The following is a 14,257-nucleotide window of genomic DNA, read 5'->3' as shown; positions in this document are numbered from 1 at the left end:
GTCAGAAACTGCTGTCCGGATGCTCCCACTCTTTCCCGTACGCCTGCTGGCTCTCGGTCATCTCGTCAATGCTGACTCCGAGAGTCTCCAACTTCCGCTCAGCGACCGCGCGGTCCAACCGGTCTGGGATGTTGTATAGACCTGGCGTCAGGCCATCACCGTCGCCGGCGAGCATGTCGTGGGCCGCGATGAACATCATGGCATGGGTGGTATCGATGACCTCTGCCGGGTGACCCTGACTGTACGGTCCGGTGAGGTTGACTAGCCGACCGTCTGCCAGCAGGTTTAACCGGCGACCGTCGTGCGTGTGATATTGGGTGACACCCTCCTTCGGCGTGGTTACATCCACGGCCATTGCTTCGAGCTCGTCGAGAGCGATCTCCACGTCGAAGTGTCCAGAGTTTGCTAGTGTTGCGCCGTCCTGCATGGCCTCAAAGTGTTCTTCACGAATCACCTCGCGGTTGCCTGTCGCGGTAATGAATAGGTCGCCCACCTCGGCTGCCTCGGTCATCGACATGACGCGGTGGCCGTCCATGTGAGCTTGAAGCGCTTTCCGCGGATCGACTTCGGTGACGATTGTCTGCGCACCCATTCCCCGAGCCTTCCGGGCGATGCCACGGCCACAGTAGCCGTAGCCACAGATCACTACGTCTTTACCCGAGATGATGGCGTTGGTTGTGATAGCGATGTTCGTGAGCGAGGATTCGCCTGTTCCGTGGACGTTGTCGAAGAAATGCTTCATCGGCGTGTCGTTAACGCCGTAGACTGGGAACTCAAGGACGCCCTCATCTTCCATCGCCTCAAGACGGGTGATGCCGGCAGTGGTCTGCTCGCCACCGCCGATCACGTCGGCGGCCACGTCGGGGTGGTCAGCGTGAACCTTGGCGATGAGCTCACAACCGTCGTCGAGGATGAAGTCAGGATCGTGTTCGAGCAGGTCATGCTGTGCTGCGTCGAACTCCTCGTCGGTCATCCCCTCCCACGCGAAGGCCGTGATACCGTCGCGAGCGTCGAGTTCCTCGACGACCGGGCCGTGAGTACTCTGTGGTTCACTCGGAGTGAAGAGCACCTCCGCGCCGGCAGCCCGGAGCGTCTCGATAGCGACGCCTGACTTCGGTTCGAGGTGGGAGGCGAACGCCACGGTGTGGTTCTCTAGGGGTCGTGTCTCACCGTACTCGTCCTGAAACGACCGGAGGATGGGGGTGTGCTCGCGTGCCCAGGTTAGCGGATCGTCGGCGTCGGATGGTTTGGGCGTCATCCTGACAAAGTACTCACTGTTTCGGATTAAGCACTCCGGAACATGTTAGTTGTGGATTAAGTTAGGTTGAGGATACACCAATAGAATTGTCCCACCTTCTGCGGGATTCAGTTCCTGCGAACCCGGCGAAAGGGTGCCGACAGAAGCTCGATTAGCGGCTTGACAGTCAACTCCTTGGGGAAATTGATATTACTAAGTGGCTGTTTTGTGATCATTTATTTTATTCTGTCGGTGAGTATGATTATTTATCAGCGTGTATCCCCTGTTATCGTCTAACTATAATGCAAGCCGGACTCCGAATCGGCATTATTCAATTCAATCCGGTAGTCGGAGATATGAGCGGTAACGCCGAGCGGATCGCCGACGCGTACGCTTCGCTTATCGGGGATAATCCGGATCTCATCGTCGCCCCGGAGCTCTCGGTGATCGGGTATCCACCTCGAGACTTATTGCACCGATCGCCCATTCTTGACGCGCAAGAGGCGGTGCTCGATGAACTTGCATCGAAAACTACGGACGGTCCACCGCTCGTCGTGGGGGCGACAATCAGAACTGAACGCGACACGGGTCCACCGATCCACAACGCCGCAGTCGTGTTACGCGACGGAGAGTGGAGTGATCTGTACCACAAACGGTTGCTCCCGACGTACGACGTCTTCGATGAACACAGGTACTTCCAGCCGGGTAAAGAACCGCTAGTAGTGGATGTTGCTGGTACCGCCGTCGGCGTGACAATTTGTGAGGACGCGTGGGATGATACTGTCGTCACCGGCGCCCGCCGTCATGATCAAACACCACTACGAGACACGGCCGCAAGCGGCGCAGAGATCATCCTGACGCTGTCGGCAAGCCCCTTCAGTCTTAATAAGCCGGCCCGACGTGAACGTCGATTCCGCGCTCACGCGGAGCGGACTGACTGCCCGGTCGTGTTTGTCAATCAGGTCGGCGGCAACGACGAGCTAATATTTGATGGACACTCATTCGTCGCAGATGCCGAGGGGATACGGAGCCAGCTCGTGGGGTTTGAGAGCGACAGGGCTGTAGTGGATGTTCCACTAGATGAAGATGCGGACGTCCACGATTCGAAAGACGGGACTGACGCCACTCATGCCCGGCAAGCGCTCACGCTTGGACTGCGCGATTATTTCGCAAAGACGGGCTTCGATGAGGCAGTCGTCGGGTTGTCCGGCGGGATCGATTCGTCCGTAGCCGCCGCGCTCGGGGTAGACGCGCTCGGAGCAGAGGCTGTCTACGGGATTTCACTCCCGAGTGAGATCACAAGCCGGCAAAGCGTCGCAGACGCCCGCGCCGTCGCGACGAATTTAGGAATCGAATTCGATATAATCCATATCGGACCCGCAGTAGAGACAATCGCTAACGCGCTTGCGACGAACGAAGCGCCGCTCGCCGGTGTCGCAGCTGAAAACGTCCAAGCGCGGATCCGGGGAAGTATACTCATGGGAATCGCGAATCAGCGCGACGCGCTCGTGTTTACCCCTGATAACAAAAGCGAAGCCGCAGTCGGCTACTGTACGCTGTACGGCGACACTGTAGGCGCGCTCGCCCCACTCGGCGACTGTTACAAACGACTAGTGTACGAGCTCGCTGACGTGTTTAATGACGCGCTTGCCCCCTCCTCCGGATCCTCGCCGGTTATTCCGAGGTCGGTGATCGAGAAGCCACCGAGTGCCGAACTGCGTGCCGGACAGGCCGACGAGGAGGAGATTCCGGCCTACGAGGTTCTCGACCCCATCTTGGAACAGTATATTGAGCGGGGCAGAACCCCGAATGCGATTCGACAGGGGTACCCCGACCACGTAGTTGACGATGCGCTCAAACGGATGACTCACGCCGAGTTCAAACGCCGACAGACGCCGCCGCCCCTCCGTATCACCCAGAAAGCCCTCGGACGCGGGTGGAACTATCCTGTCGCCGCAGTATACGACCACGTCTTCGACGATGGGTAATATCTCTCACCGACGGCGGTACTGCAGAGACTTCGACGGCTTCCGGTACCTCAGTCGGTTCCACTGCTACCCATGTACATTAGCTGCGCAGTGAGATCCGTCGCAGAGAGCATCCCGACAATTCCGTTGTCGTCCTCAGAGACGGGCAAATGTTGGACGTCTTCCCGAATCATTTTGACTGCAGCGTCGTGAAGCGTAGCCGTCGAAGAAATAGTGAGGATCTCCTCTGTCATGTAGTCCGCGACGGTCCCGGTGTGGAGAGGCTGGTCTGTCGAGACAACGGTCACGAGGTCAGTACTCGTCAAAACTCCTGTAAGCTGACCCTCGCCGTCCAGCACGATTAGAGAACCGATACCATCGTCTAGTAGGGTGTTTGCAGCTTCAGCAATATCCGTCCCCGGTGTCGTAGTCACGAGAGTAGTGCTCATGAGTTTTTCAACCGGAGTGTTATCTACGTCCATATCCAGTTGAAAGTACTACCAATGTATACGAATTACGGTCAGTTTCCCGCAGATGATGTACTTCTAGCGATAGAAAAACTATTTACAACATAAACTGGGTAATAGTTTGTCATCGTAGCATATTCTGGTCGACGGAACCCAGATTGTATTCAGATGCTATTACATAGATCAGAGGCTCTGTTGAAAACCTTAGGAGCTGAACGGATAGGCGTGCGAGATACAAAGCATTGATCGAGTATGGACGGTCGATTCAATAGCTTCTAGCCACTATACTAGTTACCGATTCGGTTCACCCCATGTCGTATCTTGATCACCTCGTCTCCGATCTTCCGACGCCCGACCCTAGGTACGCCCCCGAAGAAGTCGTCCGGCTACAACTTGAGGCGTTTGCTAACAACGATGATCCGGTCGAGAACGCCGATATCAAGACCGCGTACAACTTCGCATCGCCGGCAAATCGTCGGGCAACCGGTCCACTCAACCGGTTCGTCAAAATGGTCGAAAGCCCTCGGTATGTGCCGATGATTGACCATGTTGAAGCTCAGACTGGGGCAGTTAAGCAAACTGGAGACCGAGCCCAACAACAGGTTACTCTCACCGGCCCTAAGAGCTAGACAGTCACCTACCAGTTTGAGCTCTCGGTTTGTAGCGAGGAGCCATTCGAGGAATGCTGGCTGACCGACAGCGTTCTTGATTGAAATCAATTACAAGCTAAGCCCTCACGGGTGTATCAACACGGCTCCGAAAACACATCATTAGATGATTTCAACAGAGCCGAGAAAATCAACTTATATGGCTCTGTTGAAGCCCTATTCTGTGGGCATTTTCTCACCTGAAACAGCCGTCGCTGAAAGGTCGTGTCACTGACTGAACTTTTTTCAATAACAGCTATGAGTCAGAACTATGGAACGCAAGCGGATATCGTCCGGAACCGAATGGGAGTCGAAAGTCGGATACTCTCGGGCCGTTCAAGCGAGCTCTCAAGTACACGTGTCTGGGACGACAGCGACTGACGACGACGGTGATATAGTCGGCAAGGGCGACGCGTACGAACAGATGAAAAAAGCACTCCAGAACGTCAAAGAGGCCCTTCAGAAGACAGACGCATCAATTGAGGACGTGGTCAGAACTCGAATATTTGTCACCGATATAGATGAGTGGGAGGCAATCGGTGAGGCTCATAGTGAAGTGTTTCGTGATGTTCGCCCAGCTACCAGCATGGTGGAGGTGGATCGCCTCATCGGTCCGGAGTTGCTCGTCGAAATTGAGGCGATTGCGACTATCCCAGAGTAAGCTCCCCCCTATACTGACCGATTCGTGAGTCACCTGTACTGACCGTGATTGGGTCAAAATATATTACTTGCGAAGGATTTCAACAGAGCCACTGACATTCTACGAAACTTGTGGCAATCGTGCGCGTCCCTCCATGGTTATGCAGATTCCGGCTGTGTCCGGTATTGCTTTAGCGTTTACAGCTATGTGGGTCGAACTCTCATTTTCGTTCGTGAACGAACCACAGGAGAAGCCGAGTGCGACGGACACGACCGATTCGACGGAGAGCAGCGGCGACGTTCACGCCGAGCAGTTCGGAGTGAAACGAATTCGTGAGGCGTACCGCCGCGGGATGTACGACGGGGAAACACCCGACTTCCCGACCACGTACGAGGAGCTCCGTGAGGCCGCCTTCGAACGGATGTCGGCGGACGCGAAGGCGTACGTCCACGGCGGTGCGGGCACCGAAGAGACGTTCGAGCGCAACAAGGACTTCTCGCGGTGGCGGATCATCCCGCGGATGCTACGCGGAGTGGCTGACCGCGACCTCTCGGTCAACGTGCTTGGAGCCGAACACGACTACCCGCTGATGATCACGCCCCTTGGCGTGCAGACGCTGCTCCATGAGGAGGGCGAGACTGCGACGGCCCGCGCATGTGAGGACATGAACGTACCGTTCGTGCTGTCGTCGCTGTCGTCTACCCCGCTGGAGGAGGTTGCAGAGACGCTGGGAGACACCCCGAAGTGGTTCCAGTTCTACTGGTCGTCGGACCGCGACGTCGCCGCGTCGTTCCTCGACCGCGTCGAGGATGCTGATTACGATGCGGTCGTCATCACGGTCGACGCACCGACGCTCGGCTGGCGCGAGCGCCTCCTCGAGCGCGGGTATTATCCCTTCTTAGAAGGGGAGGGGATGGCGAACTACTTCTCGGATCCCGCGTTCCGCGCGTCGCTTGACGCCCCACCCGAAGAGGACAAGCAGGCGGCAGTCGATCACTTCCTCGAAGTGTTTGGTGACGCATCCCTCACCTGGGACGATCTCGAATTCGTCTTCGACCGGACCGACCTCCCGGTCGTGATCAAGGGTGTGCTCCACCCCGAGGACGCCAAAAAGGCAGTCGAAGCCGGTGCCGATGGTGTCCAAGTGTCAACCCACGGCGGCCGACAGGTCGACGGCTCGATCTCGGCGGTTGAGGCGCTGCCAGCGATCGCCGACGCCGTGGGTGATGAAGCGGACGTGTTGTTCGACTCGGGCGTCCGGCGCGGCGAACACGTGTTCAAGGCCATGGCGTTGGGCGCTGATGCGGTCATGCTCGGACGGCCATTCGCGTACGGACTCGCTCACTCCGGCGAGGATGGCGTGCGGAACGTCTTGGAAAACACGCTCTCACAGTTCGACCTTACGATGGGGCTGGCCGGCACCGACGAGGCGAGCGCGATCGACCGCGAGGCGATCCGCGACGAACGGACGCTGTAGCCCGCGCCGCGCGTCAGTCATTTCCTTGACACCCACCTCGGGTTGAAGCGCGGGGGTTCCCACGGCACCGCACCGCTGGGTTGGAATATTGGGGTTTACGACGTAATAATTGACACTCGTCGGATTTCGTTGCCTGCGATCAGAGCCGACCGTCGTCTACGGCGTCGACGAGCGATGACCGGGCGGCGTGCCAGTCGATATTCCGCGAGAACGCGACGTCCGTCCGTGAAGACTGAACACGAGGCCGAAAGCTGCGTCCCGTACACTCATGTACATGGCATGCTAACAAATGTGTATGAGACTATCAGAAACACGAGACTTGTTCGCACGAGAACTCACTTTTCCCGTGTCGCACGAAGCGGTGATCGAGACAATTGGTGAGACTGAACTTGAGGCCCCGACAGGGCAAAACGAGACGATCGGAGAGGTCCTCAGCCGCTGTGAAACAGAGGAGTTCAGGTCACCCGACGATTTGTACGGATCCCTAATGACGTTCGTCAGCGACGGATTCATTGGTCGAAAATACTACGACGACCGTGGCGGGTCGACAGACTCCGAAGATATGGGGGAGGTGCAGTTCTGATGGCTGTCACGCTCGTCTCTGGCGTCACCGGCGTCGGGCTCACGAGTATTTGCCAGCGGGTCCGTCGGCAGCTTGACGACGACTACCTGTTGCTCAACTTCGGCGACGTAATGCTCGAGCAGGCGATGACGCAAGACATTGCGGTGGACCGAGACGGACTGTCTTCACTGTCGTACAGACGGACTCAGCGGTTACAGCGTCGAGCGGGCGAGTACGTCGCTGACCAAGCTGAGGAAAAAAACATTTTGCTCTCGACGCATCTCGCCGTCAATATCGACGCAGGCTACATTCACGGTCTCCCCGAGGGGGTCCTCCGTGATGTCGCTCCGTCGACGTTCGTTCTTGTTGAAGCGGCTCCAGACACGATCATCGAGCGCAGGGACGACAGCGATCGCGACGCACACCAGGCCACCGAACGGGAGATCGAGTTCGAGCAAGATCTCAACCGGACGGCAGCACTTGAGTACGCTCGCCGGCAGAATGCACCGATCCAGTTCGTCGAAAACGAGGGGAGCGTAACCGAGGCCGTCGACCAGGTCGTCTCCACACTCAACGCTGCGCCCAAGTAGCCGCCGCGGGTGCCGACTAATCTCGCCTCAGGCTCGGCCGGCCGACGGATTGAAACGCCGTCTTAAGTGCTGTGTTGAATATATTCTGAGTCACGGTTACAGCGGCTCACACAGTGGTTCTATGTTAGTGATGGAGAACATCAAGACGATTTCACGGAACTGCCGATACCAGCCCAGCGCTCGCACGGCGTCGCCGAGCGAGCGCTTCGTTGTCGAGTACGATGTTTCGGCCATCCACCGCTGAGAGTAGCCGTTTGCTCGGTTGAGCGCGTTGTTCGCTGCTGCGTTCGCTGACGACCCGCGGTAACGCACAAGCTACTCCACGTCATATGCGGCGATTTCGTACTCGGTATGCCAGTCTTGGAAGCCGTTGTCGGCGGCGACGGACCGCAGGTCGTCCGCATTTCGGCGGACGACCTGCGGTCCGGTTTTCGTATCATGCTTCCATCGAGCTGCGATGTGAACATCAAGAACAGCAAGCGGGTCCACATCAGTCAATGTCGTCACTTTTAGAGTCTTTATTATCCGTCCTGCCCGCTGGCGGAAGTACGCCGACGCACGTCGGCGGTCGAAGAACGTGCTGTCGAGAGCGGCGTGGCCAGACTGCGGGTGCTGCTGCGCGGGAACGCGCAGCAGCGCCCGCCACGCCCACATTTTCAGCCGATCAAATGACTTGTAGAGCGTACTATAGTCAGGCAGATCGTCCCGATTTAACTCGAGTACGTCACGAATCTCGGCCATGTACTCCAGCCGATTCGGCGTTTCGCGGTAGCTGTGGTCTTCTTCGAGCCGAAAGCAGTGTAGAACGACGTGTTTCCAGCGGGCGAGCCCGCCGCTGGTGGGCTCGCCCGCGTGCTTCCCCAACGCTTGTTTGACTAGGTGCCGACACTGCTCAACGACGTCAAGGAGATCGACTTCCATGGACAGAATCGATTTCCTCGGCTTCGTCCTTCCACTCCGTGATATAAGCAGATTAGATCGCTATTCAACACGGCAATTTCGATGTGGCCTCAATCCCACTAAGCAACGGCTACAGCTGGATCCACTGACTGGTGATTCTATTCTCAGGTAGGGATTATTGCGTCATGTCCCAGAGGAGGGCGACATCGGTGACACCAAGGACAGCCCCAGCCAGCACCCAAGCATCGACTAACGATGTGAGGTCAAAGATCGGGCCGGAAGTTGCAAGCTCGAAGGCCGACGCCCAGCTCGCCACCTCAAACAAGACTACTCCAATGATGACACAAAGGGCAGTCGCACCAGCAGCGACAAGAAGTTTGTTCTCACTCATCTTTGACACTCTAGCGACACCCAGCTACCGTCCATCATACCACGGGGTCGCGCCGAACGCCTCAGCGTAGCAGTCCGGGTGACAGGGCTCCTTTCGGTTGTCAGGCCACGCCTGATCGAGGGGAACCTGTTCTCCGCACAGTCCACACTCGACACTGTGGCCGGCCTGATGGGCGTCCGGCGAGAGGTTCTTCGTCTCGACGTAGAGCTCGTGCTGCGCCCACGGAGTGAGACGGACAGCGACGCGCTCGGCAGCTGCCGAATCTCCGTCCGGCGTCGCGGCCGAGAGCGTGAGTACCCAGTCGTCGCCCGGCTCGCCGTCGGTCGCAAGGCCGAGAGCGATCGTCGACGCCAGTTCGTCGTCGACGTAGAACCAGTCGGCATCCCGATCGATGTGGTAGTGGCCGTCGGGGCGAGGGTCTTCAGGGTCGACGTCGTCGGACACGGTGTTTCAGCGCTCAGGCGTTCGCCCTCCGTTCTCGTCCCGACGGCGGCGTGAGCGGGAGGTCCGCGTCGATCTCGTCGTACCATACGACGGGGCGCTTCGCGCTGCCGTTCTCTTCGAGCTCGAGAAGGCCGTAGTCGGCCAGCTCGTTCACGTTGTCGAGAACCTCCGGTGGGTTCCGGTCAACAAGGCGAGCGAGTTCACGGATGCTCTCTGGTTCGTGTGCAACGATTGCTTCGAGGAGTTCGAGATTGGTCGACCGAAAGACGCGGCCGAACGTCTCGAGGTCCTCGATCGACACCATTGGCTCACCGGGTTCGACATCGTCGCCGGCGTCGATTGCTTCGAGCCGTTCTTCGAGACCGCTGCGATCTGCGGACTTGATCTGGACGTGGAGTGTTCGGGTCATGATGGGGTGGGTTGGGCTGGGGTTGCGATGATGCGTCGGTCAGCGTGCTCGTCACCAGTCAGTTCGTTTCTTTGGGGGGAGTGCCGCCCGCCACGCGCGGAAGATCTCGGCGAGCCTTGGGTAGTCGATCTCGAACGTCTCTGAGCCCATGTGGAGCTCGTGGACGCCGTGGTGATCGTCGAACCGGATGATGGGGTCTTCTGCGCCGGCTTCACCGTAGTGGTAGGCGTACTTGACACCCTCCTCGAACTTCTCCGAGGTCAGGACTGAGAGCACACGCACTCGGGCGACGGTCCCATCGGCGTAGGCTTCGATCTCATCTTCGAGTACGGTGACATCATCGCTCATCCACAGCTGTGTCGAGGGAGACTATGTCGATAAGTGTCAGGGTAAAAACTAACACAAGAAAGAGATTCAAAGCCCTACCCGACGCTAGCATGGTCTCGGACGAGAGGCTCACAGAGTTGCTTGCCAACTCTGACAGCTTCTGAAGAGATCGAGCGGGATGCCAGTGAGTTCGAGATTGCGCCGCTTGAAGAGGTAACCGTTGTCAACATCGATGAGAGAAAAATACTGTTACTGTTGGAATCTTATCACACTGCCATCCTAAAACCAGTAGTATTTCAAAAATCGAATACGTAAGAGGGGATATGTACGACCTCACAGGCTTTCAGCGAGACCTGCTGTATGTAATCTCCGGTCTTGATGACCCCCACGGTCTCGCAATCAAAGATGAACTCGAAGATTACTATGAAAAAGAGATCCATCACGGGCGTCTTTATCCGAATCTCGACACGCTCGTTGAGAAAGGTCTCGTTGAAAAGAGTCAGCGCGATCGACGGACTAACGAGTACACAACTACTCGCCGCAGCACGAGAGAAATTGAGGCACGGGCCGAATGGGAAGCAAAGTATATCGACCACAGTACCTGACGGGCGCATTAGGGCCATTGACATCCTCTCCGCCCTGAAGGGCGAAGATTCCCACGGCACCGTACCGTTGGTTTGGGATGGTTACGGTTTGGAGCTGTCCTGATGATGGCTACTGGCTGTGCCAATCAGCCGTTACTCCTATCCCAGCATGGGATTCGGAGGTACTTCTTCCTACACCCGAACACTACCAGGGTGTCATAGAAGAGTTGCCACGATATTCATTTCGTGAATTTACAGCCGAACCAACCGATAGAACTTGCCTGCCGAACTGATCGGCCCGCGCAGTCCCAGAGAGATCTTTGAGCCGATTCGTTATTCAGGTTGTACACTTAAAAACAGGCATGATCGGTACAGGAACCCTTATTATTGCAATTACGTTCACCGTTGTGATGATGCTGACTTTAGCTATGCTGCTACGATTGCTGAAGAATTCTCGTGGGCTGTGAGTCCCCTGTACTGAGCGATCGGTATTGAGTGTGGGGAGTCTTCTATGACACCCTCATTGATCGAGGTTATTTACACTCCACTTCGGGGATTCCTCACCTTTAGAGCGGGGAGGATATCAGTGAAAACCTCTAGGTGTATGTATGCAGTTGTATTGGCACCGTCGCACGCTTCAGCCAAGTCCAAATCCGGGGCTTTCGACCGCCCTCACCGCTGCTGAGCGGGATGATAGCTGTGTGATGCCGGTGTTCGTGCTGGATGACGCGATTTTGTCACAAGCCGACGGCTTGGGAGTTGCGTTCATGCTCGGTTCTCTCCGCAAGCTTCGAGACTGGTATCGAGGCTATGGTAGTGATCTGGTGATACAGCATGGAGACCCGACTGACATCGTGGGTCACATCGCGCGGACTACCGGCGTCGAACGGGTCGTATGGAACAAGGATCACTCACGACTGGCTCGTCAGCGTGACCGTGCGGTTCAGCGTGCGCTCACTCGTACTGGAGTCACCTACACGTCCGTTCCAACCGAACGGGCGACCAGGACGAGCTCATCTACAACGCTACCCTCGGACCCAGAGGCGTATCTGGCTAACCCACATACACTAGCAATTGAAACTAGAGAGGTGCCACGACTTTCCGACCTTCGTGAACACGAATACGACACCGCGCCCCTCACCGCTGGTACTGAACCTGCTCGAAAGCAATTACGAGCTCTGTCAAACGGAACGACGCATCGTCGGTGTGATGACGGTAAATCGTTTTTATTTTAACAGTAGTTTGTTGATGTGACCGTACTCTAACATACATATTCCATGTTTAACGAGGTATTGCGTCCGCCTCATTCTAGCGAGCCTTATCGGCTGCTTGTGTGACTAACGAGCGGTGATCGATTCGCGTACCGTATTCACGCAGAATGCTGAGAATATATCACCGGTTGAGGATTTCAACAGAGCCCTGATATTCTGTTGTCCGCGACTACTTTGATGTTACAACTTCCTCACATGCCGGACACTCGGTCCACACGCCCTCTGTGCCGTCGTCCTTCTCGTACTCAACAAGAATACACACTTCATAGATGTCACCACCACATTCCGGGCAGTGACCGAGAAACGATTCATCAGCGTTCATAAAAGCGGGTAGAAAGAGTGTGTGACAGGCTCTCACAACACATATCGAGGGGTATCAACCTAAGAGTTTGGTACCATTGTGAAGCAGGTACAGTCGGCTTTCGGCAAATACGGACCACCATCATTGACATCCTCCCCGCGCTGAAGCGCGAGGATTCCCACGGCATGGCACCGCTGGCTTGGGATGTTTACTCCTAAATTGGTGATTAGTGTGTCTACACATTCTCAGTATCCGCTGCGGCCAAGATCTCAGGATACCGGTTCCGAATCGTCATCTCGCTCACGTCTGCAGCATGAGCGATATCTATTTGTCGGAGAGACTCATCGCATCGTTTAGCAGCCGCGTACAGTGCCCCTGCGGCGATACCTACTGGATGCTTCCCGCTATGAACCCCGTTTTCAACCGCTGTTCCGGCGAGACGTCGTGCCTCTCGCTCTGTTGCGTCCGTACACTCCACATCCGATGCGATCCGTCCAATAAACGAACGGGGGTCTGTCGGAGCAATTTCTAACCCCAGTTCACGTGAGACGTGTCGGTATGCCCGCTCAACGCGAATCTGTTCGACGCGGCTCACTGTCGAGACCTCGTCGATAGAGCGCGGCACTCCATCCATGCGACTCGCCGCGTACAGCGCCGCAGTGGCGACGCTCTCAACAGCGCGACCCAGAAGGAGTCCGTCACGAAGTGCACGTCGGTAGACGGCGCCTGCAGTCTCTCGAGTGCTGTCGGGCACGCCGAGCGCGGAAGCCATGCGATCGATCTCACCGAGCGCATGCATGAGATTCCTATCCGCCGATGAGCGTCGTCGGAAGCGTTCATCCCACCGTCGAAGGCGGCGCATCTGTTGTCGCCGTTCTCCTGACAGCGCGTTCCCCTTCGCGTCGGTGTTCTGCCATCCGATCATCGTTGACAACCCCTTATCATGTAAGAGGTTCGTGCTCGATGGCCCGACGCGAGAGTCCTGATCGCCGGTGCCGTTCGGCGTGTATAGTTTGATATTCGTATCAAGTGTCGCGTCTGAAACGACGAGTCCACAGTCGTCACAGACCGCATCAACGTCATCATCGGCTCGACGAAGTCGTCCGTGACACTCCGGACACGTGGTTTGACTGTGCTGTCCGTCCCTGTTCTCCTTCGAAACAGAGGCGCTAACGGATTTTGGGTCGCTGGCTTCGCTAGATGAAGGCCCATCAGTACCGTTTTTGCGAGAAACTGTGTCCGGTCGCTCTCCGTTAGTGCGCTCGTCCATCAAATCGCATCACCCCTCGTGACTGGGACAGGACAGACGCGTTCGACTGTATGCCTGGCCAGTACCGTTCATTGTGAGCTCTGAGCCGGCGCTGAGTCGCTGATCCTGATACCATGCGCGGTAACTCTCGTAGCAACGGCAGATGGAACTGACCACACTGTCTCAGTGGGCACGGTGACCTCATCGATCGCGAGACAGACGAGTTTCCCTTGTCCCCGCCGCGCCGCAATGACAAATTCAAACTGCCGTGATAGGTTGTCAGTCGCTGTCACGTGGACCGTTGAGAGCCCGTTCGCGCTCTCCCATGTTGTCGTGTCGACGACGCTGAGATCGCCTGCGGGAGTGACAGCAGTCGAGCCACAGGCTGGACAGGACCCTTCGTGCGGGGCCGTTCCGAGGTACCCGTAGTCGGTCTCACATGCAAAGCAGTGTTCCATGGTCTGAGACTAGTATCGGTCCACGATCGTCTCTGCGATGTGTGCCCGACCGGAACATGCTGGACAGGCGACTACGTCCCCACCGTCTAACCCGAACACGGTCACAAATTGTTGTGAGACGTGTGCTCCGCAGTGGGCGCACTCCGGCATCGGATTACCCCAGCGAGCCCTCCATCTCGAGTTCGACGAGCCGGTTGAGCTCGACGGCGTACTCGATCGGCAGCTCCTCTGTGATCGGCTCGATGAATCCTGAAACGATCATCTGCTTGGCGTCGTCGTCATCGAGGCCGCGCGACTGGAGGTAGAAGATGTCCTCGTCGCCGATCTTCCCGACGG

At 57.0% G+C, this 14,257-nt stretch carries 17 protein-coding genes and 1 pseudogene; 8 read left to right on the top strand and 10 right to left on the bottom strand.

Translation table 11 applies throughout. From position 1 onward, the window contains the following. Nucleotide 1: 1 nt before the first annotated feature. Nucleotides 2-1,258 (bottom strand): adenosylhomocysteinase, encoded by a 1,257-nt coding sequence (locus SD626R_RS05985; RefSeq protein ID WP_092564760.1) that lies wholly within the window; start codon nt 1,256-1,258, stop codon nt 2-4. Between the two features lie 281 nt (nt 1,259-1,539). Between SD626R_RS05985 and SD626R_RS05980 the strand changes: the two genes are divergently transcribed. Next, a complete protein-coding gene (locus SD626R_RS05980; protein ID WP_092564758.1) occupies nt 1,540-3,225 on the top strand; it encodes an NAD+ synthase in 1,686 nt (561 codons plus the stop codon). 50 nt (nt 3,226-3,275) lie between these two features. Here SD626R_RS05980 and SD626R_RS05975 read toward each other — a convergent pair whose 3' ends face one another. Beyond that, nucleotides 3,276-3,686 carry a CBS domain-containing protein gene (locus tag SD626R_RS05975; RefSeq protein WP_092564756.1) on the bottom strand — a complete coding sequence of 137 codons (411 nt, stop codon included), beginning with the start codon at nt 3,684-3,686 and terminating at the stop codon, nt 3,276-3,278. A gap of 296 nt (nt 3,687-3,982) precedes the next feature. Here SD626R_RS05975 and SD626R_RS05970 point away from each other — a divergent pair, with 296 nt between their 5' ends. The 5 genes from SD626R_RS05970 (at nt 3,983) to SD626R_RS05950 (ending at nt 7,587) form a co-directional block, all read left to right on the top strand. Next, nucleotides 3,983-4,300 (top strand): DUF4864 domain-containing protein, encoded by a 318-nt coding sequence (locus tag SD626R_RS05970; protein WP_092564754.1) that lies wholly within the window; start codon nt 3,983-3,985, stop codon nt 4,298-4,300. A 289-nt stretch (nt 4,301-4,589) separates the two neighbouring features. Next, nucleotides 4,590-4,979, top strand: a complete 390-nt coding sequence (locus SD626R_RS05965; RefSeq protein WP_092564752.1) for a RidA family protein — start codon at nt 4,590-4,592, stop codon at nt 4,977-4,979. A 211-nt stretch (nt 4,980-5,190) separates the two neighbouring features. Then, nucleotides 5,191-6,435, top strand: coding sequence for a lactate 2-monooxygenase (locus tag SD626R_RS05960; RefSeq protein ID WP_241996665.1), 1,245 nt, complete (start codon nt 5,191-5,193; stop codon nt 6,433-6,435). A gap of 295 nt (nt 6,436-6,730) precedes the next feature. Further along, entirely contained in the window at nt 6,731-7,018 is a 288-nt protein-coding gene (locus SD626R_RS05955; RefSeq protein WP_092564748.1) for a DUF5789 family protein, read from the top strand. Then, nucleotides 7,018-7,587 (top strand): adenylate kinase, encoded by a 570-nt coding sequence (locus tag SD626R_RS05950; protein ID WP_092564746.1) that lies wholly within the window; start codon nt 7,018-7,020, stop codon nt 7,585-7,587. Before SD626R_RS05955 ends, SD626R_RS05950 begins: the two co-directional genes overlap by 1 nt. Before the next feature lie 96 nt (nt 7,588-7,683). Here SD626R_RS05950 and SD626R_RS05945 read toward each other — a convergent pair. The 5 genes and pseudogenes from SD626R_RS05945 to SD626R_RS05925 form a co-directional block, all read right to left on the bottom strand. After that, nucleotides 7,684-8,508 (bottom strand): annotated as a pseudogene (locus tag SD626R_RS05945) (IS5 family transposase). Nucleotides 8,509-8,662: 154 nt separating this feature from the next. Continuing rightward, on the bottom strand, nt 8,663-8,878 hold the full coding sequence (locus SD626R_RS05940; RefSeq protein WP_092564824.1) for a hypothetical protein: 216 nt from the start codon (nt 8,876-8,878) through the stop codon (nt 8,663-8,665). Between the two features lie 24 nt (nt 8,879-8,902). Further along, a complete protein-coding gene (locus SD626R_RS05935) occupies nt 8,903-9,322 on the bottom strand; it encodes a DUF8161 domain-containing protein (RefSeq protein WP_092564744.1) in 420 nt (139 codons plus the stop codon). A gap of 13 nt (nt 9,323-9,335) precedes the next feature. Then, entirely contained in the window at nt 9,336-9,731 is a 396-nt protein-coding gene (locus SD626R_RS05930) for an HVO_A0114 family putative DNA-binding protein (protein WP_092564742.1), read from the bottom strand. A 51-nt stretch (nt 9,732-9,782) separates the two neighbouring features. Beyond that, nucleotides 9,783-10,079 carry a toxin-antitoxin system TumE family protein gene (locus SD626R_RS05925; RefSeq protein WP_092564740.1) on the bottom strand — a complete coding sequence of 99 codons (297 nt, stop codon included), beginning with the start codon at nt 10,077-10,079 and terminating at the stop codon, nt 9,783-9,785. 302 nt (nt 10,080-10,381) lie between these two features. Here SD626R_RS05925 and SD626R_RS05920 point away from each other — a divergent pair, with 302 nt between their 5' ends. Together SD626R_RS05920 and SD626R_RS17470 are read left to right on the top strand one after the other, a co-directional pair. Continuing rightward, on the top strand, nt 10,382-10,663 hold the full coding sequence (locus SD626R_RS05920) for a helix-turn-helix transcriptional regulator (RefSeq protein WP_092564738.1): 282 nt from the start codon (nt 10,382-10,384) through the stop codon (nt 10,661-10,663). Nucleotides 10,664-11,250: 587 nt separating this feature from the next. Then, complete coding sequence (locus tag SD626R_RS17470) at nt 11,251-11,877, top strand: deoxyribodipyrimidine photo-lyase (RefSeq protein ID WP_092564736.1); 627 nt, start codon at nt 11,251-11,253, stop codon at nt 11,875-11,877. A gap of 205 nt (nt 11,878-12,082) precedes the next feature. Here the strand turns inward: SD626R_RS17470 and SD626R_RS16755 are convergent, their stop codons facing one another. The 3 genes from SD626R_RS16755 to SD626R_RS05900 form a co-directional block, all read right to left on the bottom strand. Then, a complete protein-coding gene (locus tag SD626R_RS16755) occupies nt 12,083-12,235 on the bottom strand; it encodes a DUF7837 family putative zinc-binding protein (protein WP_176697284.1) in 153 nt (50 codons plus the stop codon). A gap of 214 nt (nt 12,236-12,449) precedes the next feature. Continuing rightward, a complete protein-coding gene (locus SD626R_RS05910) occupies nt 12,450-13,484 on the bottom strand; it encodes a transcription initiation factor IIB (RefSeq protein ID WP_092564734.1) in 1,035 nt (344 codons plus the stop codon). A 591-nt stretch (nt 13,485-14,075) separates the two neighbouring features. Continuing rightward, nucleotides 14,076-14,257 (bottom strand): SufD family Fe-S cluster assembly protein (locus SD626R_RS05900; RefSeq protein ID WP_176697241.1); only part of this gene is annotated, 182 nt, incomplete at its 5' end.

Source organism: Halorubrum sp. SD626R (genome assembly GCF_001261915.1).
Lineage (GTDB): Archaea > Halobacteriota > Halobacteria > Halobacteriales > Haloferacaceae > Halorubrum.
The sequence above is the reverse complement of the archived record's forward strand: the minus strand, read 5'-3'. Positions and strand labels throughout refer to the sequence as shown.